This window comes from Aeromonas sp. FDAARGOS 1416, assembly GCF_019048085.1.
GTDB lineage: Bacteria > Pseudomonadota > Gammaproteobacteria > Enterobacterales > Aeromonadaceae > Aeromonas > Aeromonas veronii.
Genome location: NZ_CP077301.1, coordinates 1,417,632 through 1,437,509, shown reverse-complemented (window position 1 = coordinate 1,437,509; position 19,878 = coordinate 1,417,632). Strand labels below are relative to the sequence as shown.

21 protein-coding genes and 1 pseudogene are annotated in these 19,878 nt (G+C 58.3%); 17 read left to right on the top strand and 5 right to left on the bottom strand.

Going from position 1 to position 19,878, the window contains the following annotated elements; genetic code table 11:
- Positions 1 to 50: 50 nt before the first annotated feature.
- Together I6L46_RS06355 and I6L46_RS06350 are read right to left on the bottom strand one after the other, a co-directional pair.
- Positions 51 to 509 carry a GAF domain-containing protein gene (locus I6L46_RS06355; RefSeq protein WP_005360536.1) on the bottom strand — a complete coding sequence of 153 codons (459 nt, stop codon included), beginning with the start codon at positions 507 to 509 and terminating at the stop codon, positions 51 to 53.
- 93 nt (positions 510 to 602) lie between these two features.
- Positions 603 to 1,064 carry a hypothetical protein gene (locus tag I6L46_RS06350; protein WP_113739597.1) on the bottom strand — a complete coding sequence of 154 codons (462 nt, stop codon included), beginning with the start codon at positions 1,062 to 1,064 and terminating at the stop codon, positions 603 to 605.
- A gap of 281 nt (positions 1,065 to 1,345) precedes the next feature.
- Between I6L46_RS06350 and ccoN the strand changes: the two genes are divergently transcribed.
- The 11 genes from ccoN (at position 1,346) to ttcA (ending at position 11,589) form a co-directional block, all read left to right on the top strand.
- The gene (ccoN, locus tag I6L46_RS06345) at positions 1,346 to 2,770 is read left to right on the top strand and encodes a cytochrome-c oxidase, cbb3-type subunit I (RefSeq protein WP_005360548.1); all 1,425 of its coding nucleotides are present in this window, start codon (positions 1,346 to 1,348) and stop codon (positions 2,768 to 2,770) included.
- A gap of 16 nt (positions 2,771 to 2,786) precedes the next feature.
- Positions 2,787 to 3,401 carry a cytochrome-c oxidase, cbb3-type subunit II gene (gene ccoO / locus I6L46_RS06340; protein WP_005336618.1) on the top strand — a complete coding sequence of 205 codons (615 nt, stop codon included), beginning with the start codon at positions 2,787 to 2,789 and terminating at the stop codon, positions 3,399 to 3,401.
- A gap of 10 nt (positions 3,402 to 3,411) precedes the next feature.
- Positions 3,412 to 3,591 carry a CcoQ/FixQ family Cbb3-type cytochrome c oxidase assembly chaperone gene (locus I6L46_RS06335; protein ID WP_005336620.1) on the top strand — a complete coding sequence of 60 codons (180 nt, stop codon included), beginning with the start codon at positions 3,412 to 3,414 and terminating at the stop codon, positions 3,589 to 3,591.
- Positions 3,591 to 4,574, top strand: a complete 984-nt coding sequence (ccoP, locus tag I6L46_RS06330) for a cytochrome-c oxidase, cbb3-type subunit III (protein WP_005351929.1) — start codon at positions 3,591 to 3,593, stop codon at positions 4,572 to 4,574. Before I6L46_RS06335 ends, ccoP begins: the two co-directional genes overlap by 1 nt.
- Before the next feature lie 140 nt (positions 4,575 to 4,714).
- Entirely contained in the window at positions 4,715 to 5,215 is a 501-nt protein-coding gene (locus I6L46_RS06325) for a FixH family protein (RefSeq protein ID WP_043820362.1), read from the top strand.
- An 86-nt stretch (positions 5,216 to 5,301) separates the two neighbouring features.
- Positions 5,302 to 7,686, top strand: coding sequence for a heavy metal translocating P-type ATPase (locus I6L46_RS06320; protein WP_216977670.1), 2,385 nt, complete (start codon positions 5,302 to 5,304; stop codon positions 7,684 to 7,686).
- A gap of 138 nt (positions 7,687 to 7,824) precedes the next feature.
- Positions 7,825 to 8,013 carry a cbb3-type cytochrome oxidase assembly protein CcoS gene (ccoS, locus tag I6L46_RS06315; RefSeq protein ID WP_040065576.1) on the top strand — a complete coding sequence of 63 codons (189 nt, stop codon included), beginning with the start codon at positions 7,825 to 7,827 and terminating at the stop codon, positions 8,011 to 8,013.
- Positions 7,997 to 8,683: a sulfite exporter TauE/SafE family protein gene (locus tag I6L46_RS06310; RefSeq protein ID WP_058057692.1), complete on the top strand. Its 687-nt coding sequence runs from the start codon at positions 7,997 to 7,999 to the stop codon at positions 8,681 to 8,683. The genes ccoS and I6L46_RS06310 overlap by 17 nt, the downstream gene beginning before the upstream one ends.
- A gap of 68 nt (positions 8,684 to 8,751) precedes the next feature.
- Positions 8,752 to 9,507, top strand: a complete 756-nt coding sequence (locus I6L46_RS06305; protein WP_005351934.1) for an FNR family transcription factor — start codon at positions 8,752 to 8,754, stop codon at positions 9,505 to 9,507.
- A 151-nt stretch (positions 9,508 to 9,658) separates the two neighbouring features.
- Positions 9,659 to 10,606: a universal stress protein UspE gene (uspE, locus tag I6L46_RS06300; RefSeq protein ID WP_204477066.1), complete on the top strand. Its 948-nt coding sequence runs from the start codon at positions 9,659 to 9,661 to the stop codon at positions 10,604 to 10,606.
- Positions 10,607 to 10,680: 74 nt separating this feature from the next.
- Positions 10,681 to 11,589 carry a tRNA 2-thiocytidine(32) synthetase TtcA gene (ttcA, locus tag I6L46_RS06295; RefSeq protein WP_128816148.1) on the top strand — a complete coding sequence of 303 codons (909 nt, stop codon included), beginning with the start codon at positions 10,681 to 10,683 and terminating at the stop codon, positions 11,587 to 11,589.
- Positions 11,590 to 11,663: 74 nt separating this feature from the next.
- Here the strand turns inward: ttcA and I6L46_RS06290 are convergent.
- From I6L46_RS06290 to I6L46_RS06280, 3 genes and pseudogenes are all read right to left on the bottom strand, one after another.
- Positions 11,664 to 12,770, bottom strand: a pseudogene (locus tag I6L46_RS06290) (IS3 family transposase).
- Positions 12,771 to 12,898: 128 nt separating this feature from the next.
- Positions 12,899 to 13,585: a DUF2987 domain-containing protein gene (locus tag I6L46_RS06285; RefSeq protein WP_216977669.1), complete on the bottom strand. Its 687-nt coding sequence runs from the start codon at positions 13,583 to 13,585 to the stop codon at positions 12,899 to 12,901.
- Between the two features lie 16 nt (positions 13,586 to 13,601).
- Positions 13,602 to 14,339 carry a hypothetical protein gene (locus I6L46_RS06280; RefSeq protein ID WP_005351939.1) on the bottom strand — a complete coding sequence of 246 codons (738 nt, stop codon included), beginning with the start codon at positions 14,337 to 14,339 and terminating at the stop codon, positions 13,602 to 13,604.
- 201 nt (positions 14,340 to 14,540) lie between these two features.
- On the opposite strand from I6L46_RS06280, the gene potA reads away from it, so the two are divergent.
- The 6 genes from potA to rbsD all read left to right on the top strand — a co-directional run bounded on the left by potA (position 14,541) and on the right by rbsD (position 19,849).
- A complete protein-coding gene (gene potA, locus I6L46_RS06275; RefSeq protein ID WP_005351940.1) occupies positions 14,541 to 15,644 on the top strand; it encodes a spermidine/putrescine ABC transporter ATP-binding protein PotA in 1,104 nt (367 codons plus the stop codon).
- Positions 15,631 to 16,518, top strand: coding sequence for a spermidine/putrescine ABC transporter permease PotB (gene potB / locus I6L46_RS06270; protein ID WP_216977668.1), 888 nt, complete (start codon positions 15,631 to 15,633; stop codon positions 16,516 to 16,518). The genes potA and potB overlap by 14 nt, the downstream gene beginning before the upstream one ends.
- Complete coding sequence (gene potC, locus I6L46_RS06265) at positions 16,515 to 17,285, top strand: spermidine/putrescine ABC transporter permease PotC (protein ID WP_005336644.1); 771 nt, start codon at positions 16,515 to 16,517, stop codon at positions 17,283 to 17,285. The genes potB and potC overlap by 4 nt, the downstream gene beginning before the upstream one ends.
- 81 nt (positions 17,286 to 17,366) lie before the next feature.
- Complete coding sequence (locus I6L46_RS06260) at positions 17,367 to 18,434, top strand: extracellular solute-binding protein (RefSeq protein ID WP_216977667.1); 1,068 nt, start codon at positions 17,367 to 17,369, stop codon at positions 18,432 to 18,434.
- A gap of 144 nt (positions 18,435 to 18,578) precedes the next feature.
- A complete protein-coding gene (locus tag I6L46_RS06255; RefSeq protein ID WP_216977666.1) occupies positions 18,579 to 19,196 on the top strand; it encodes a glutathione S-transferase family protein in 618 nt (205 codons plus the stop codon).
- A gap of 233 nt (positions 19,197 to 19,429) precedes the next feature.
- Positions 19,430 to 19,849 (top strand): D-ribose pyranase, encoded by a 420-nt coding sequence (gene rbsD, locus I6L46_RS06250; RefSeq protein WP_216977665.1) that lies wholly within the window; start codon positions 19,430 to 19,432, stop codon positions 19,847 to 19,849.
- Positions 19,850 to 19,878 lie beyond the last annotated feature (29 nt).

The window sequence follows — 19,878 nt, the reverse complement described above, 5'->3', positions numbered from 1 at the left end:
GGCCCCATTATAGAGAGCTTGGGGCCTTTTGCGAACCATCTAGCAATGACTTAGAGCATGCTTTCCAAAATTTGCACCGTTTCTTCGAGGCCAATCCGGTCTTGCTGGTCGAAACGGTTAAAAATCGGACTGTCGATATCGAGTACCCCGATGATCTCGCCACCACGACGCACCGGGATCACGATTTCCGAGTTGCTCGCGCCATCACAAGCGATGTGACCATCGAACTGGTGAACATCGTCAATGAGCTGGGTTCTCCCCTCTGCTACTGCCGTACCACACACCCCGCGGCCGACCGGGATCCGCACGCAGGCCGGTTTGCCCTGAAATGGCCCCAATACCAGGGTCTCGCCCTGCAACAGATAAAAACCGACCCAGTTGATCTCCGCCAGCTCCTGATTAAGCAGTGCGGAGAGGTTGGCCAGATTGGCAATCAGATCGGTTTCCCCCTCCAGCAGCGCCTTGGCCTGCTGGTTGAGGGTGCGATAAAACGGTTGTTTTTCAATCATGATTAAATGAACTTCACTCCCTGATGGTTTGGGGAAGGTAACGCCTGGCCGGGAAATTTCAAATATTTTTTCCACTCCCCGCTCCTTGCGCCGTTATTCCCGGGCAACGGAAAGCGCCAATTGCTGGCGTTGACCATTACTCCACTCGATATTTAACAACCAGATCATGACGGGTGAGGTACAGCTCCCCACCTGGGTCACCCCCTGCCACAGTCCGTCTATTTCTTCAAAGTTCACCGGAATGGTGCCCATAAACATATCTTTTCCTTCGAGTGTCGCTTTCACCGGTTTGATGGCCGGATCGCCGCCGGTAATAGCGATGGCAAAGTCATGTTCGGCGCGCAGCGGTAATTCCTTGATGGCGACCGTCAGCGGCTTGTCACCAATCAGCGCGCTGCAAGGGGTGTGGGAAAGATCACAAATCTGATCTTTTTTCTGGTCAGCAGAGACGCTGTTATCGGCCGAAAACCAGGTGCGATAGACCATCAGCGCCAATAACAGCGCCAATACCAGTACGAGGTGCAAAACTTTACGTGCGGTAAGTCTCTCTTTCATCAAAAACAGCCCGATTAAGATGCAATTAAAATAGTTTTTTGTGATCTCGAACAAGGTAAAAAACTGCCATATCGAGACCGGACGGAGCCAAATATATCACTGTTTATACTGTTATTTTACCTGTCACTTCAGTATCATTCCCATGCAGTTTTCATTTAGCCATCTTTTGCTTTTCCTTTCGTTAACAGATGTTAACAACTGGTCGGCGGTGGCTGATGAAGCCAGTCCGGTCCTCCGGATACAAAACCAAACAACAGCAGCATCGGAAGCGGAATATAACGATGAGCCATACAACTAACCATCCTGAGTACAACTACACCGTTGTTCGCCAGTTTACCGTCATGACGATTGTCTGGGGAATTGTCGGCATGTCGGTTGGCGTACTGATCGCAGCCCAGTTGATCTGGCCTGCCCTCAACTTCGAGACCCCGTGGCTGACTTACAGTCGTCTGCGGCCCCTCCATACCAATGCAGTGATCTTCGCCTTCGGCGTCAGTGCACTGATGGCCACCTCCTTCTACGTGGTGCAGCGCACCTGTCAAACCAGACTGTTTGGTGGCCCGCTGGCAACCTTCGTCTTCTGGGGCTGGCAAGCAATCATCCTCTCTGCCGCCATCTCTCTGCCGCTGGGTTTCACCTCCGCCAAAGAGTATGCCGAGCTGGAGTGGCCGATTGATATCGCCATCACTGTGGTATGGGTCGCCTATGCCATCGTCTTCTTCGGCACCCTGATGAAGCGCACCACCTCCCATATCTATGTGGCGAACTGGTTCTTCGGTGCCTTCATCATCACCGTTGCGGTGCTGCACATTGTCAACAACATGGAAGTGCCGCTCTCCGGCATGAAGTCCTACTCCATGTACTCCGGCGCCATGGACGCCATGGTGCAGTGGTGGTATGGCCACAACGCGGTAGGCTTCCTGCTGACCGCCGGCTTCCTGGGGATGATGTACTACTTCGTGCCCAAGCAGGCCGGTCGTCCGGTTTACTCCTATCGCCTCTCCATCGTGCACTTCTGGGCGTTGATCTCCCTCTATATCTGGGCAGGTCCGCACCACCTGCACTACACCGCACTACCTGACTGGGCTCAGTCACTGGGCATGGTGATGTCCCTGATCCTGTTTGTCCCCTCCTGGGGCGGTATGATCAACGGCATCATGACTCTCTCCGGTGCCTGGCACAAACTGCGTTATGACCCTATCCTGCGCTTCCTGATCGTCTCCCTCTCTTTCTACGGCATGTCGACCTTCGAAGGCCCGATGATGGCGATCAAAACCGTCAACGCCCTCTCCCACTACACCGACTGGACCGTTGGTCACGTGCACTCCGGTGCGCTGGGCTGGGTTGCCATGGTCTCCATCGGTGCGGTTTACCATCTGATCCCGAACCTGTTCGGCCAGGGCCGGATGTACAGCGTCAAGCTGATCAACGTTCACTTCTGGCTGGCGACCGTGGGCACCGTGCTCTACATCGTTGCCATGTGGATTTCCGGCGTGATGCAGGGCTTGATGTGGCGTGCAGTCAACGAAGACGGCACCCTGACCTACAGCTTCGTTGAAGCCCTGCAGGCATCCTATCCCTTCTATTTCGTGCGCTTCCTGGGTGGCTGCTTCTTCGTCACCGGCATGTTGCTGATGGCTTACAACGCCTATCGCACCATCACTGCGCCCAAAGGTTCTCTGGAACCTGTCGCCCAGCCAGCATGATTGAAGAGGTCAACCCATGAGCAACAATAACCGTCACGAAATATTTGAAAAAAGCGTTCCCATGCTGGTGGTCGGCATCATCTTTGCCATCAGTCTGGGGGGCCTGGTTGAAATCACCCCGCTGTTCTTCCAAAAGCAAACCACCGAGCCGGTGGAGGGCCTCAAGCCCTACACCGCTCTGCAGATGGAAGGGCGCGACATCTTCATTCGCGAAGGCTGCACCAACTGCCACAGCCAGATGATCCGTCCGTTCCGTGCCGAAACCGAGCGTTACGGTCACTACTCGGTCGCCGGTGAGAGCGTCTGGGAGCACCCCTTCCTGTGGGGCTCCAAGCGTACTGGTCCGGATCTGGCCCGTGTCGGTGGCCGTTACTCCGATGAGTGGCACAAGGTTCACCTGATCAACCCGCGCGATGTGGTACCGGAATCCAACATGCCCGCCTACCCATGGCTTGATACCAATGTGCTGACCGGTGAGATGACGGCCAAGAAGCTGGCGCTGTTCCGCGATCACTTCGGTGTGCCCTATACCGATGCCGATATTCAGGGTGCGGGCGAAGCCGTCAAGGGCAAAACCGAGCTGGATGCGCTGGTGGCCTATCTGCAATCACTGGGTCATGCCCTGAAATAAGGAGGCGAAAATGGACTACGGCACATTTCGCGGTCTGTATACCCTGCTGTTGATGGCCATCATGATTGGCATCATCGTCTGGGCCTACAGCAAACGCCGCAAGACCTCTTTCGACGAGGCTGCCAATCTGGTTTTTGCCGATGATGAGCAACCCGGTGCTGATAAAAAGAACGCAGGAGCGAAACAATAATGAGCACTCTGTTTAGCATTTTTGTGACTGTCATCAGTCTGGGAACCATCCTCGGCTGCTTCTTGCTGTTGATGTGGTGCCGCAAGGACAAAATGGGTGTTGAAGAAGGCAAATCGATGGGTCACTCCTTCGATGGCATCGAGGAGATCAACAACCCGCTGCCGAAGTGGTGGACCTACATGTTCCTCTTCTTCATCGTCACCGGTCTGGTCTATCTGATCGCCTTCCCGGGGCTTGGCAACTTCAAAGGCCTGCTGGGCTGGCAAAGTTCCAACCAGGACGTGCGCTCGCTGGCCGAGTCCAAGGCTGCAACAGAATCGGCCAAGGCCGAAGGTCGCGCGGTGGAGTATGACCGCGAGGTCGCCAAGGCTGACGAGATCTACGGCGCCAAGTTCCGTGAACTCACCTATGAAGCGGATGGCAAAACCTATCGTGCCATCACCGAGATCGCCAAGGATCCGGAAGCCCTGAAAGTGGGTCAGCGTCTGTTCCTGCAGAACTGCTCCCAGTGCCACGGCTCCGATGCCCGTGGTGGCCGCGGCTTCCCGAACCTGACCGACAGCGAATGGCAATGGGGCGGCCAGCCTGATCAAATCAAGACCACCATCATGGGCGGTCGTCAGGGGATCATGGCTGCCTGGGGTGAAATCCTCGGCAAAGATGGCGTTCAGGAAGTGGCCTCCTATGTGCTGAGCCTCTCCGGTCGCAAGGTTGACCTGGTGGAAGCGAAGAAAGGTGAAGCACGCTTCGCTATCTGCGCAGCTTGCCACGGGGCCGATGCCAAGGGTGGTATTGCCGTCGGTGCGCCAGATCTGACCAACAACACCTGGCTCTACGGTGGCTCCCGCGAAGTGGTGGTACAAACCATCACCCACGGTCGTCACGGCGTGATGCCAGCCTGGAAAGACATTCTGGGTGAGGACAAGGTTCACCTGCTGGCCTCCTACGTTTACAGCCTGTCTCATCAACAGTCTGCCAAATAAGGTTCGCCCGTAACGTTGTAACATGTGATAAACACGTGATTACACAGCAAAAAGCCTCGACTCCTCGAGGCTTTTTGTTATCTTGTGTTGCGTAAAAACCATCTTCCACGTTAATCATTCGTTTCATGGCAGTAGCAATCATGACCCAACCTCTATCCAAACCGTGGTATCGCCAATTCTGGCCCTGGTTTATCATCGCCCTCCCCACTGCTGCCGTTGTCGGCAGTATCGCCACCGCCATCATCGCCAGCAAGGATGGGGTCAATCTGGTGGCCGAGGACTATTACAAACAAGGGAAAGAGATCAATCAGGACTTGAGCAAGTTTGACCGCTCCGAAGCCCTCAATATCCGCTTTGGGCTGGAAGTTGACGGCAACGAGCTGACCCTCAAACCCATCAGCGGTGACATTCCTGCCGGGCAAGCTCTCTATCTCTCATTGTTCCACCCGACCTTGGCCGGTCAGGACAGCGAACACATGATCACCGCCGATGCGAGCGGCACCTATCGCCTCCATTTCGACAAGCCGCTGGTCGGCAAGTGGCACATTCGGGTCGATGCCTTTGACCACGAGTGGCGATTGCAAGAGACCGTCCAGCTGCCCACCCTGGCCCCTGTCGAACTCGACCCGAAAGGACGCTAAGCCATGACCGGCTGTTCTCACTGTGGCGAGCCGGTGCTCGCCACCGCCCCTGCTGCTTGCATTCTGCATTCAGGGGGGCATCAATCATGAGCCCTTGCTTTCACTGTGGCGAGCCGGTACCCGCCAATAGTAGCTATTCCCTCGAGATAAAGGGGATTGTTCGCCCCATGTGCTGCCCCGGTTGTCAGGCTGTAGCAGAAACCATCATGGAGTGCGGCCTCGCCAGTTACTACGATCACCGCACCGCACCCGGCACCAAGGGGGATCTGGTGCCCGAGGAGCTGGCCGCCCTCACCCACTACGATCTGGCAGAAGTGCAACAGGAGTTTGTCACCGATAGCGGTACCCTTCGCGAAATCCAGCTGACAGTTGAAGGGCTCACCTGCCCCGCCTGTGCCTGGCTTATCGAACGCCACTTGATGACACTGGCGGGCCTACGCTACATCAACGTCAACACCACCACCCACCGGGCCCGCATCAAGTGGGATCCGGACCAGCTCTCCCTGAGTGACATCCTCAAGGGGTTCGCCCAGATCGGCTATCGTGCCTACCCGTTCCAGACCCATCAACAGGAGGCGCTCTACGCCAAAGAGGTGCGCAGCTATATGTTCCGGCTGGCTCTGGCGGGGCTGGGCTCAATGCAGGTAATGATGTGCGCCGTGGCCCTCTACATGGATCTCTTCATCAGCGTTGAAGATGAGTTCATGGTCTACTTCAAGTGGATAAGCCTGCTGCTCTCCACCCCCATCATGATCTATTCAGCCCAGCCCTTTTACGTGGGTGCCTGGCGCAGCCTGAAACAGGGTCACCTGTCGATGGATGTGTCGGTGTCGCTGGCGCTGATTGGGGCTTTTATCGCCTCCATGTGGGCCACAGTGTTCAATACCGGTGAGGTCTATTACGACTCCATCACCATGTTCGTCTTCTTCCTGCTGCTGGGGCGCTTTCTCGAGTTGCGGGCCCGGCGCAAGGCGTCGGAATCGAGCTCCAACCTGGCGCGACTGGTGCCCATCATGGCGACCCGCATCGATGAGGAAGGGGAACATGAGGTAGCGGCCAAGACCTTGCAGGTCGGCGATCGGGTACGGGTGCTGGCCGGTGCTACTTTGCCGGCGGACGGCATCATTGTCGAAGGGCAAGCCAGCCTCAACGAATCCATGCTGACCGGCGAACAGCTGCCCCTGCTCAAACAGCGTGGTGATCAGGTCTATGCCGGCACCATCAACACGGATGCCCCGCTGCAGATCCGGGTCAGTCACCGTATCGAAGAGTCTCGGATCGCCCAGATCATGCGGCTGCAGGATCATGCCCTCGATGATAAACCGGCCATCGCCCAGATGGCGGATCAGCTGTCGCGCCACTTTATTCTGGTGCTGCTGATCATTGCCGCCGCGGTCTGGACCTTCTGGCACTTCCATCAACCGGATCAGGCGTTCTGGGTCACTCTCGCCGTGCTGGTCGCAACCTGCCCCTGTGCCCTGTCGCTGGCGACTCCGACGGCGCTGACCTCGGCCACCGCCAATCTGACCCGCAACGGCATTCTGCTGCGCCGTGGTCATGTGCTGGACGTGCTGACCAAGGCAAACCGGATCGTGATGGACAAGACTGGCACCCTGACCACAGGTGAGATCAGTCTGACCGGCACCACCACCTTGGCAGAGATGGACGAGACGCAATGCCTCGCCATCGCCCGGGCCATGGAAGCGCAATCAGAGCACCCCATAGCTCGCGCCTTCCGGCTACCCACCGACAGTATCAGTGTGCTGTCATCCGCCCGCGAGATCACCCCGGTCATCGGTCACGGCATCACGGCGCTGGTGGATGGCGTACGCTACCGCATCGGCAGTGCCCGCTGGCTTGGGCTGGATCCGGCGCAAGAGCGCGGCCGCGGTCTGGCTATCTATCTGGCCAACGAGCAGCAGGTCTTGGCCCGCTTCAATCTGGAAGATACCCTGCGCCCCGATGCCAGGGCGCTGATCGCGGCATTCAAGGCAGCCGGTCTGCAAACTACCGTGCTGACTGGCGACAGCTCTTTGCAGGCAGACGAGATTGCCCGCGAGCTGGGCGTGGATGAGCTGGTCAAGGGAGTCTCACCCGATGGCAAGCTGGCCTACCTCAAGGCCCGGGAAGCCCAGGGGAATATCAGCATCATGGTGGGCGATGGCATCAACGACGCCCCGGTACTGGCTGGCGCTCACGCCTCGTTTGCCATGGCTGGTGGCACCGATCTGGCGAAAAACAGCGCCGACGCCATCCTGCTGGCCGATGACCTGAGCCGACTGCTCGAGGCCAGAGTGCTGGCAATGCGTACCCGCAAGATCATCATCGAGAACTTCGCCTGGTCCATCGGTTACAACCTGCTGGTGCTGCCGCTGGCAGCCTGCGGCTGGCTCCCCCCCTATCTGGCGGCGGCGGGCATGTCGCTCAGTTCACTCATCGTGGTGACCAACTCCATGCGCCTCAACCGATGAGACCGGTGGCGAAAAATAGCTGAAAATGTGGCCTGCCTCCGATGCAGGCCACATTTCTCACTGATAGCGGCTGGCCCCCTGCCCGAACAGGGTTACCATAGGGGACGCTTGCCAAGGATGAACGCCAAGGTACCTCTCATGAATATAATTTTTGTCCTGATCCCCATCGCCATACTGTTTGTGATCATCGCCGGGGTCGTCTTCTTCTGGGCCATTCGCTCCGAGCAGTTTGAAGATCTCGACCGGCAGGGTTCCAACATCCTGTTTGACGAAGAGCAACCTGCCCACAAAACCGTCAAGCCTGCTGACCATGACCCACAACCTTGATCTGGCCGGCGCCCTGCTGGTCGGACTGGCAGGCTCTGCCCACTGTATCGGCATGTGCGGTGGCGTCTCCGCCGCGCTCTCCATGGCGATCCCCGCCAACAAGCAGCATTTTTGGGGGCGACTCGCCTATCTGCTCAACTACAACCTCGGTCGGATCCTGAGCTATGTCATCGCAGGTGCACTGGTGGGTGGCCTGCTCGCCACCACCAGCGAGCTGGGCGCTGGCAAACACGCTATTGCCGGCTTGCGCCTGGTAGCGGCGTTATTGATGATTGCGCTTGGCCTTTATCTGGCGGGCTGGTGGCAAGGGATCTTGCTACTTGAGCGGCTCGGCGCAAGACTTTGGCCCCGTATCAAACCGCTGGCGGGCAAATTTCTCCCCTTCACCTCGCCTTTGCAGGCACTGCCCTTTGGCATGGTGTGGGGTTGGCTGCCTTGCGGGCTGGTCTACTCCATGCTGACCTGGAGCGCGGCGGCCGGTTCGGCCAGTGGCGGTGCGCTCATCATGCTCTTTTTTGGTCTCGGCACCCTGCCCACCCTGTTTGCGTTGGGCGGGCTTGCCGATCGCCTGAGATACTGGCTCACCCTGCGCAGTTTGCGCCTTGGCGGTGCCCTGCTGCTCATTTTGTTCGGGGTACATACCTTCTGGATTGGCATTGCTTCCTTTTGAAACCCTATCCAAAACGGATGAGTTGATGGTAAACTTGTTTGATATAAATCAATTATTCGTATGAGCCTATGATCCCGGAAAAGAAACCTGGCAGACGTATCCAGAGCGGTGGCTGTGCAATTCATTGCCAGGATTGCAGCATCAGTCAGCTCTGTATTCCCTTCACTCTGAACGACAACGAGCTTGATCAGCTGGACAGCATCATCGAGCGCAAGAAGCCGATCCAGAAGGGTGAAGAGCTGTTCAAGGCTGGCGATGAATTCAAATCGCTCTATGCCATCCGTTCCGGGACCATCAAGTCTTACACCATCACCGAACAAGGGGATGAGCAGATCACTGCGTTCCACTTGGCTGGCGATCTGGTCGGGTTTGATGCCATCAACAAGCAGGCCCACCCCTCCTTCGCTCAGGCGCTGGAAACGGCTATGGTGTGCGAGATCCCGTTTGAAGTGCTGGATGATCTCTCCGGCAAGATGCCCAAACTGCGCCAGCAGATCATGCGTCTGATGAGCAGCGAAATCATGGGCGATCAGGAGATGATCCTGCTGCTCTCCAAGAAGAATGCCGAAGAGCGCCTCGCCGCCTTCCTGCACAATCTGTCGGTACGCTTCTCCGAGCGCGGTTTCTCCGCCAAGGAGTTCCGTCTCTCCATGACCCGTGGTGACATTGGCAACTATCTGGGTCTGACCGTCGAGACCATCAGTCGTCTGCTCGGCCGTTTCCAGAAGTCCGGTCTCATCAGCGTCAAAGGCAAATACATTACCGTGCTGGATCAGGTCGCGCTGGGCATGATGGCCGGTGCAACTCGCCCGCCCTGCGGCTGATTTTTACGCTTACCCTCCCGCTTTTCTCCTGCTTTCCCTGCCGGATCCTTTCCTCTGGAATGTGATCCGGTACGTTCCCCATACCCTCCTCCTGCGCTAAGCTGTAATGGCTAAGATTCTGCTGTCATTGGACTTTTCCAAGGAGGAGAAGATGGTCAAATATCAGAATATTCTGGTGGTTATCAATCCAGAAGAGGAGCGTCAAATCGCCCTCGAACGGGCAGTCAAAGTCGCCGAGCTGGACGAAAACGCCCATCTGACCCTGCTGCTCACCATCTATGACTTCTCGTATGAAATGACCGCCATGCTCTCGGTGGACGAGCGGCAAGAGATGCGCGACGGCGTCATTTCACAGCGACGTGAGTGGCTGGACGAGATCCTGACCCCCTATCGGGCACAGGGGATCGAATGCGAAGTGAAGGTGGTCTGGCACAATCGTCCCTTCGAGTGCGTCATTCAGGAAGTACTGGAGCAGCGCCACGATCTGGTGGTCAAAGCCACTCACCATCACAGCTTCCTGCAAACCTTCATCTTTACCCCCACCGACTGGCACCTGCTGCGCAAATGCCCCTGTCCGGTGCTGCTGGTCAAGGAGGGTCACTGGCAACGGGGCGGCAACATCATCGCCGCCATCAACTGCTCAAGCGACGATCCGGATCAGAAACTGCTCAATGAACGGATCACCCAGGAGGGAAGCGACATCGCCGAGCTGCTGGGCTCCAACCTCTATCTGGTCAACACCTACCCGGGCACCCCGGTCAACGTGGCCATCGAGCTGCCGGAGTTTGATCCCAACGCCTACAACGAAGCTATCCGCAAACACCACGAAAGCCTGCTGCTCAGCCATGCCGACAAGTTCGGGATCGGTCATCTCTGGACCCGGGTAGCAGAGGGGCTACCGGAAGAGGTGTTGCCAGATATGGCCGAAGAGCTCAAGGCAACCTTGATGATCATGGGCTGCGTCGGCCGTACCGGGCTTTCTGCAGCTTTGCTCGGCAATACCGCCGAACATGTGATTGACCGCCTCTCCTGCGACATCCTGATCCTCAAACCGGCGGACTACAGCTGCCCGGTCGACAGTCGTCACAATCAATCATAAGGTGCCTGGCACCTTGCCCTCCCCCGGGACATGGCTATAATAACGCGCTTATTTGTGTCCCGGGTTTTACGAGCATGCTAGAAGAGCTGAACGCCAAAGAAAAATACAGTTTTAACAAACTGCAGAAGCGCCTGCGGCGCAACGTGGGTCAGGCCATTGCCGACTTCAACATGATTGAAGAGGGCGACAAGGTCATGGTCTGCCTCTCCGGCGGCAAGGACAGCTTCGGTATGCTCGACATACTGATGAGCCTCAAAGCCAGCGCCCCCATCCATTTCGATCTGGTTGCCGTCAACCTGGATCAAAAGCAACCCGGTTTCCCCGAGCATGTGCTGCCCGAGTATCTGAATTCCCTCGGCATCGAGTACAAGATCGTCGAAGAGGATACCTACTCCATCGTCAAGGAGAAGGTGCCGGAAGGCAAAACTACCTGCTCCCTCTGCTCACGGCTGCGCCGCGGTATTCTCTACCGCACCGCCCAGGAGCTGGGTTGCACCAAGATTGCCCTTGGCCACCACCGCGACGACATCCTCGAGACCCTGTTCCTCAACATGTTCTACGGTGGCAAGCTCAAGTCCATGCCGCCCAAGCTGGTGAGCGACGATGGCAAGAACGTGGTGATCCGCCCGCTGGCCTACTGCAAAGAGAAGGATCTGATCCGCTACGCTGACGTCAAAGCCTTCCCCATCATTCCGTGCAACCTGTGCGGCTCGCAGGAGAACCTGCAGCGTCAGGCCATCAAGCAGATGATGCAGGATTGGGATCGCCGCTTCCCCGGTCGTATCGAGACCATGTTCACCGCCATTCAGGACGTGATCCCGAGCCACCTGCTCGACCACAAGCTGTTTGACTTCAAGAGCATCAACCGCGACTCCGGCATCATCGATGGCGGCGACAAGGCGTTTGATCCGCCCGAGATGCCAAAGGCGCCGCTGCTGGATATCGACGAGATGGACATGCTGGATGTGATTGAAGTGCGCTAAGCCGCGCTCACAGGGCAAATGCCAATGTCTAGTCCTGAAATAGGTTTACACATTTTCAACTAGCATTTCTCTACTCAGAACCCCCTATGTACCGCATCGGGGGTTCTGTATTTCAACGCATGATGCGGCCGCTCCGCGTTGTAAATATCCACTGCCTCACGCACCATCTCCCGCGCTTGCGCCAAATCCTGCGGGCTTTGCAACAATAACTCTCCTTTCAAGATCCCGTTCACCCGCTCCGCCAACGCATTCTGGTAACAGTCATACCCATCCGTCATCGAGCATTTCACCCCGTACCGTTCATGTAATGACTGATACAGCCCCGAGCAATACTGCACGCCGCGGTCTGAGTGATGGATTAGCTCCCCGCCGCCACGCCGTTGCTTCAGCGCTTTCTTGAACGCCATCGCCACCGATTCGGCATGCATCCCTTCGTGCACGTGATGGCCCACTATCTTGCGTGAGTACGCATCCGTCACCAGGCTCAGGTACAGCGGTCCGCTCCTGGCTGGCAGATAGGTGATATCTGCAACCCAGACCTGCTCCGGGGCCACCGGCGTAACCTGCTCTGGCCCCGCCTTGAGCAAGTTGGGATGACGGTAGAAACGGTGAAAACTGTGGGTGGTCTTGTGATACGCCCGTCTGGGTGGCACCAGCAGGCGGTGCTCGGTCAATATCCGAAACAGCCTGTCCCGCCCGACCTTGAGCCCGTCATCATCCTGACCCTGCAGCAGATAATGCAGCTTGCGAGTGCCCACCCGCGGTTGTCGCAGTCGAACCTGACGCACGAAGCGCACCACCTGCAATCCCTGTGCATGGCGCTCGTCGGCGACCCGATTGCGCTTGTAGTAAGCCTGCCGGCTTATCCCGAGAAACAGGCAAGCCCTGACAATGGTCAGCCTCTCGACTTGCCGCTGCGAGAGGACTTGCCGGGTCGCTTTTTTACGATGGAGACGCCGTAGTCATTCTTCAGTACATCGACGACGGCCTCAAAGAACTGGGCCTTCTGGCTCATCAGCGCCAGCTGTTGCTCGAGTTCCTTGATACGCTGCTCGGGCGTCTGGTTGTCGGGGTCAGGCATGGTGATACTCCTGCCGGCGCGCACAGAAGCCCCCTGGCTCCAATCTTGCCGACCATGTTTACGCAACATCGCGCTGTGTCCGCTTCACACCTTGTCCCATCGGGTTCTCCATTTATTGGGGGGGAAAGGTGTAAACCATATTCAGGACGGCACACAAACAATAAAAAAGGAGCGATCATCGCTCCTTTTTGCTTTCTTGATCTGCCTCTTACCAACGTGACAGCGGCATCAGCCCTTGTGCAGCCAGGGGGTCAGTCGCAGCACGTCACCCTGCAGGCGCAGTTGCCCGGTGGCGAACGCGGCCAGTTGCTCATTGCTCAGCAGCAGGTGGCCTTCCTGCCAGGGCAGCGCCTCCTGACGGGCGCCATCAATCAGATAGGCGGTGCCGATCTGCTGCACCAGGGTAATGCGCACCCCTTCCATCTTCGGCAGGAAGTGCTTGCCGACCATGCCCGCCATCTTGTCGAGCAGCGACTGCATCTGCTGCTGACGGGCCGCCAGCTCGGCCAGTGGCAGTTCGGGCCCGTTCGGCGCATCGGCCATCACCTGTACCGTCATATCGCATGTGGCGTGCTCTTCTTTCAGGCCGACGGTCACTATCCCCTTGTCGAGGTTGAGATCCTCATCAAAAGGCAGGCGCAGTTCGCTATCGACCGTTACCTCGCCCGCCACTTCCTTGCTGTCGGTTGCAACCCGGGCAAAGGTGAGGCCGCAGCGCTGACCATTTTGCGGATCGGTCAGATAAAACCCCAGTCTGGCGTGACCAAACTCCCCTTTGGCAAAGGTCTTCATCTGGCTGTAGAAGGTGCTGTATTGCAGATCCAGCACCGGCTCAGCCAGCGCCAGCCCAGGCAGCAAGAGCATGGCCAGCAGACTCTGGCGCAAGGCTTGGGTCACTCCATATCGACGGGTCATTCAACGTCCTTTTGCATCATGCATTGAAATGGTTGGGGCCTTCTGTCACCTCGTTAACCTCTACACCTACCCCGCAGAGATCCCGATAGAGGATCCCCTTGCAGTTGAAATAGAGCGGTGCCACCCAGATAAGCCCCAACCCCATGGGGATCAGAGCCAGGAAGAAGAGCGCGGTCATCACGCCGTGGAACAGCACAATGCTGGGCCAGCCGCGCGCAAAGAGCTTGAGAGAAACCAAAATGGCCTGGGGCGGCGTCAAGCCACGCTCCAGCACCAGTGGGACGGTAAAGAGCAGCCCCATGCCGATCAGGGCCGAGGGAATAAAAGAGAGTACGGCGGGCAATCCCAGCAGATCGAATAGCGGGCCAAACAGGCTGGTGAGCAGACTACCAAGCAGGCTCAACATGCCGAGGCGTACAAAGTGGCGGAAGAAGTCGAACACCTGGTTGGCGCGGGCGCGCACCCCGACCGACTGCTGCAACCCCAGCATATCGAGGGAGCTGGTCATGGGAGCCATCACCACCGTCATCAGCAGACTCAGCACCATGGCCACATTCATCTGGCTGTCATCCCCCAGATAGGGCAACAGCAGCACATTGCTGAGCAGGATCCAGATCGCCGTCACCCCGACAATCGCCAGCAGCAGGCCAAATCCGGTACGGCGGGTCTGTTGCCATCCCTCCTGGATGACCCCTTTCAGATCAAGGCGGTAGCCTTGGTTCAGAGACTGCTCAAGGGAGCCGCCAATACGCATTTTATTACTCAATTGACTATCCAATATCGAAAACGACCAAATCAGGTGGCACATTATAGCGATTTGGTCTGCTATTCGTAGCCGTTTTTCCTGCGCACTTGCGGCTAATTCGGGCCAAAAAGCCTTTAATTTCATGTGTCGGCTGCATAGAATGCGGCCCTCTTTCAACACGATGGCCACTGGCTGGGGTGAGACTGGCGGATGATGAACAATCCACAGGTAATTGTCGCGCTGAACAAGATCAGCAAAAAATACGATGGCAAGGTAATCCTGAGTGACCTTGACCTTGAAATCTATGACGGTGAATTTCTTACCCTGCTGGGCCCCTCCGGCTGTGGCAAGACCACCCTGCTGCGCCTGCTGGCCGGGCTCGAATCGGTCGACGGTGGCACCATCCATCTGGCCGGTGACGAGATCACCCATATCCCCGCCGAACACAGGCACATCAACACCGTGTTCCAGAGCTATGCGCTCTTCCCTCATATGACGGTGTTTGAAAACGTCGCCTTTGGCCTCGAGATGCAGAAAGTACCGGCCAGCGAGATCCGTCAGCGGGTCGAGGAGACCCTCGCCATGGTGCAGCTCACCGAGCTGGCCAACCGCCGCCCGGATCAGCTCTCCGGCGGTCAGCAACAACGGGTCGCCATCGCCCGCGCCGTGGTCAACAAGCCTCGCCTGCTGCTGCTCGACGAATCCCTCTCGGCACTCGACTACAAGCTGCGCAAGCAGATGCAGAGCGAGCTCAAGGCGCTACAGCGTCGCCTTGGCATCACCTTTGTCTTCGTTACCCATGATCAGGAAGAGGCGCTCACCATGTCTGATCGCATCCTGGTGATGGAGGGCGGCAAGATCATCCAGCGCGGCACCCCACGCGATATCTACGAGTCGCCAGCCAACCTGTTCGTGGCCCGCTTTATTGGCGAGATCAACGTGATGGATGGCAAGCTGATCAGCCAGCGCGAGCCCGGTATCTGGCAGGCCGAGGTAGAGGGGCGCGAATGCCTGCTCCATACCACCTTGCCATTCCAGCCAGACGACAAGGTACTGGTGCTGCTGCGCCCGGAAGATCTGCGCATTCTCGATCAGGATGACGATCAGAGCGGTGCGCTGCGGGGCAACATCCGCGAGCGCAACTACAAGGGGGCGACGCTGGATTCGGTGATCGAGCTCGAAAGTGGCAAACAGCTGCTTATCTCCGAGTTCTTCGACGAGGATGACCCCGATTTTGACTACCGTCTGGGTCAGGAGGTGGCGATCCACTGGGTTGACAGCTGGGAGGTGGTGCTGCCCTATGAGCCTCACTAATCTGCGGGTACCGCACAGCTTTGCCCACAACGGCTTTCGCAACGGGGCCATCGCGCTGATCCTCGGCTGGCTGACGCTGTTTGTCTTCCTGCCCAACCTGATGATCGTCGGCGTCAGCTTCCTGACTCGTGACGAGTCCGAGCTTATCGCACCGCTCTTTACCCTGAGCAACTATGGCCGCCTGCTGGACCCCCTCTATTTCGAGGTGCTGCTCCACTCTCTCTGGCTGGCGCTGCTCGCCACCGCCATCTGCCTGCTGGTGGGCTACCCCTTTGCCTGGCTGCTGGCCCATCTGCCAGCGCGTATCCGCCCGCTGCTGCTGTTTCTGGTGGTGGTGCCGTTTTGGACCAACTCCCTGATCCGCACCTATGCGCTGAAAGTGCTGCTCGGCACCCGGGGGCTGATCAACGGCTGGCTGCTGGATCTGGGGCTTATCGAGCGGCCGCTGCAGATGATGTATACCGAGGTGGCCGTCATCATCGGGCTGGTCTATGTGCTGCTCCCCTTTATGGTGCTGCCGCTCTACTCCAGCATCGAGAAGCTGGATGGCCGTTTGCTGGAGGCGGCGCGAGATCTCGGCGCCAACGGCTGGCAGCGGCTGGTACGGATCATCCTGCCCCTCACCCTGCCCGGCATCATCGCCGGTTGTCTGCTGGTGTTCCTGCCCGCCATGGGGATGTTCTATGTCTCCGACTTGCTGGGTGGCGCCAAACATCTGCTGATCGGCAACCTGATCAAGACCCAGTTCCTCAACAGCCGTGACTGGCCCTTTGGCGCGGCCATCAGCGTGATGCTGACGGTGCTGATGGCGCTCTTGGTCTACTGCTACTGGCGGGCGGGCAAGCTGCTCAGCAAGAAGGGGGAGCTGGCATGATGCGCGCACTGAAAGCTCTGTTCCTGCTGCTGGTGTTTGGCTATCTCTATGTGCCCATCGGGGTGCTGATCGCCAACTCCTTCAACCTGTCGAAATATGGCATCGACTGGCGCGGCTTTACCCTGGGCTGGTATGAGAAGCTGTTTGCCAGCGCCAGCCTGATGCAGGCTGCCCAGCACTCCCTGACTATCGCCGCCCTCACCGCCACCGCAGCCACCCTGATCGGCACCCTCACCGCCGTGGCGCTGTTTCGCTATCGCTTTCGCGGCAAGCAGTACGTGAGCGGCATGCTGTTTGTGGTGATGATGTCCCCCGATATCGTGATGGCCATTTCGCTGCTGACCCTGTTTGTAGTGACCGGCATTGCGCTGGGCTTCTGGTCGCTACTGATTGCCCACATCACCTTCTGCCTGCCGTTTGTGGTGATCACCGTCTACTCGCGGCTGTGCGGTTTTGATGTGCGGATGCTGGAGGCGGCACGGGATCTGGGGGCTGGCGAGTGGATCATCCTGCGCCGCATCATACTGCCGCTGGCCCTGCCGGCGGTGATGGCGGGCTGGCTGCTCTCCTTTACCCTGTCGCTGGACGACGTGGTGGTGAGCTCCTTTGTCACCGGCCCGGCCTACGAGATCCTGCCGCTCAAGATCTACTCCATGGTCAAGGTGGGTGTCTCCCCCGAGGTCAACGCCCTGGCCACTCTGATGCTGGTCGCCTCCCTCGGGATGGTGCTGCTGGCGCAACTGTTACTGCGTAAACGGCAGGGTTGACCCTGCCCGTTTCGTCCCCGCCACCTTTGGCGAACTCTGTCACGGTGGGCCGCAAGGCCCCATAACCCCAAGGAGTTGTTGATGACAATCCAACACAAGGCCGGCGCCCTGCTGGCAGCCGCCCTCACCCTCACCACCCCGCTGCTGAGCCAGAGCGCTCACGCGGCCGACGAAAATGTGGTCTACTTCTACAACTGGTCGGAATATGTGCCGGACGGCCTGCTGGAGCAGTTCCAGCAAGAGACCGGTATCAAGGTGATCTACTCCACCTACGAATCCAACGAGACCCTCTACGCCAAGCTGAAAACCCATGGTGACGGCTATGACGTTGTGGTGCCCAGCACCTATTTCATCTCGAAAATGGCCAAAGAGGGGATGCTGCAGCCGCTGGATCGCGCCCAGCTGCCCAACTTCAAGCACCTCGACCCCACCCTGCTCAACCATGAGTACGACCCGGACAACCGCTACTCCATCCCCTATATCTGGGGCGCAACCGGGATCGGCACCAACACTGACATCATCGAGCAGCCGGTCACCAGCTGGAAGCAACTCTGGGCACCGGAGTGGAAAGAGAGCCTGCTGCTGATGGACGATGCCCGCGAGGTGTTCCATATCGCGCTGGTGCAGCTGGGTTACAGCCCCAACACTCAAGACAAGGCGCAAATTGCCGAAGCGTTCGAATACCTGAAAAAGCTGATGCCCAACGTCAAGGCGTTCAACTCCGACAACCCGGCCGACCCCTTTATCGCCGGTGAGGTCAATATCGGCATGCTGTGGAACGGCTCGGCATACGGCGCCCAGCGCGAATACCCTTCCATCCAGATGACCTACCCCGAAGAAGGCGCCGTGCTCTGGATGGACAACCTCGCCATCCCGGCCAAGGCCAAGCATGTGAAAGAGGCCCACGCCCTGATCAACTTCCTGATGCGCCCCGATGTGGCCGCCAAGGTGGCCGAGGCGATTGGCTACCCCACCCCGGTCAAGGATGCCATTCCCCTGCTCACCCCGGCGTTTCGCAACAACCCCATGGTCTTCCCGAGCGACGAGATCAAGCGCAAGGGCGAGTTCCAGTCCGATGTGGGTGATGCCTCCCGCCTCTACGAGCAGTACTTCCTGCAGCTGAAAGCCATGGTGGCCAAGGCCGGTTAAGTCGGCTATTAATTGACCCTGACGGGGTTAATAGTTTAAGGGGGCAATATTTGCCCCCTTCTCTTTTTTCATGACTGCCCGTGGTGCTGTGCGAAGCAATCTTTCGCCGATATCGCGGGTGGCCTGAGCCAATCAGGAGTATTCATGTCCGATCTGACCCTCTTCTTCGCCCCCGGCTCCTGCGCCGTGGCGGTCCAAATCGCACTGCTGGAAACCGGCGCCCCGTTTACTGCCCGCCAGCTCAATCTGGCTGCCGGTGAGCAGCGTTCGCCCGAATACCTCGCCATCAACCCCAAAGGGCGGGTGCCAGCCCTGATCACCGAGCAGGGCACCCTGACCGAGACCCCGGCCCTGCTGCTCTATGTGGCGCAGCGCTTCCCCGATGCCAAGCTGGCGCCGCTGGACAATCCGTTCCAGCTGGCCCGCATGCAGGAGGTCAACAGCTTCCTCGCCTCCACCGTGCATGTCTCCCACGCCCACGGTCGCCGTGGCAGCCGCTGGGCCGATGACGAGCAGGCCATTGCCGCCATGCAGCAGAAAGTCGCCAGCAATATGCGTGACGGCTTTGCCCAGATTGAGCAGCACTATCTGGCAGGCCCCTGGGTGCTGGGCGAGCAGTTCAGCGTGGCGGACATTTATCTGTTCGTGGTCGCGGGCTGGCTGAAAAGCGATGGGGTCGAGATCAGTGAATTCCCCAAGGTTGCCGATCATTATCAGCGCATGCTGAGCCGTCCGGCGGTCGCCAAGGCACTGGCCAACTAACCATAAAATCAATAGCTCGATGAATAACAAGGGTGTCAGGGCTCTGCTGACACCCTTCCTGCCTCCTCCCCTGCACTTCTTCTCCCGCCTTTGAGATCGTTTTCACATTTCCGTGGTTTTGCCGTGGCCCTTCCTTAGTAAAAAGCCTATCTTTGCGCCATGACGCAACCGGTTGCGTAACCGGTTGCCTAGCGGTTCACAGATTGACGGGCCAAGGCCTGATGAGGTGCTGTATGAAACGAGGCGTACTGCTCAATGCTCCCCTGAGTGCTCTGGTGGCACAGATGGGCCACACCGACGAGATCACCGTCTGCGATGCAGGCTTGCCCATTCCGGCAGGTCCGCAGCGGATCGATCTGGCTCTGATGGCGGGGACGCCCAGCCTTGAAACCGTACTGACCGCCCTGCTCACCGATCTGGTGGTGGAGAAAGCGATCATGGCAAGCGAGATCAAGCAGATCAGCCCCGCCGCCCATCAGGCACTGGTCGAGCAGCTTGAGGCGCACGCAGCCGCCCAGGGCAAGCCCATCGCCATCGAATACTGCCTGCACGAGGAGTTCAAGACCCGCTCCCGCCAGAGCAAGGCGATCGTGCGCAGCGGCGAGGTGACTCCCTACGCCAACCTGATCCTCTGCGCCGGTGTGGCGTTCTGACATTCTTCAAAGAAGGCCTCTTCAAGGAA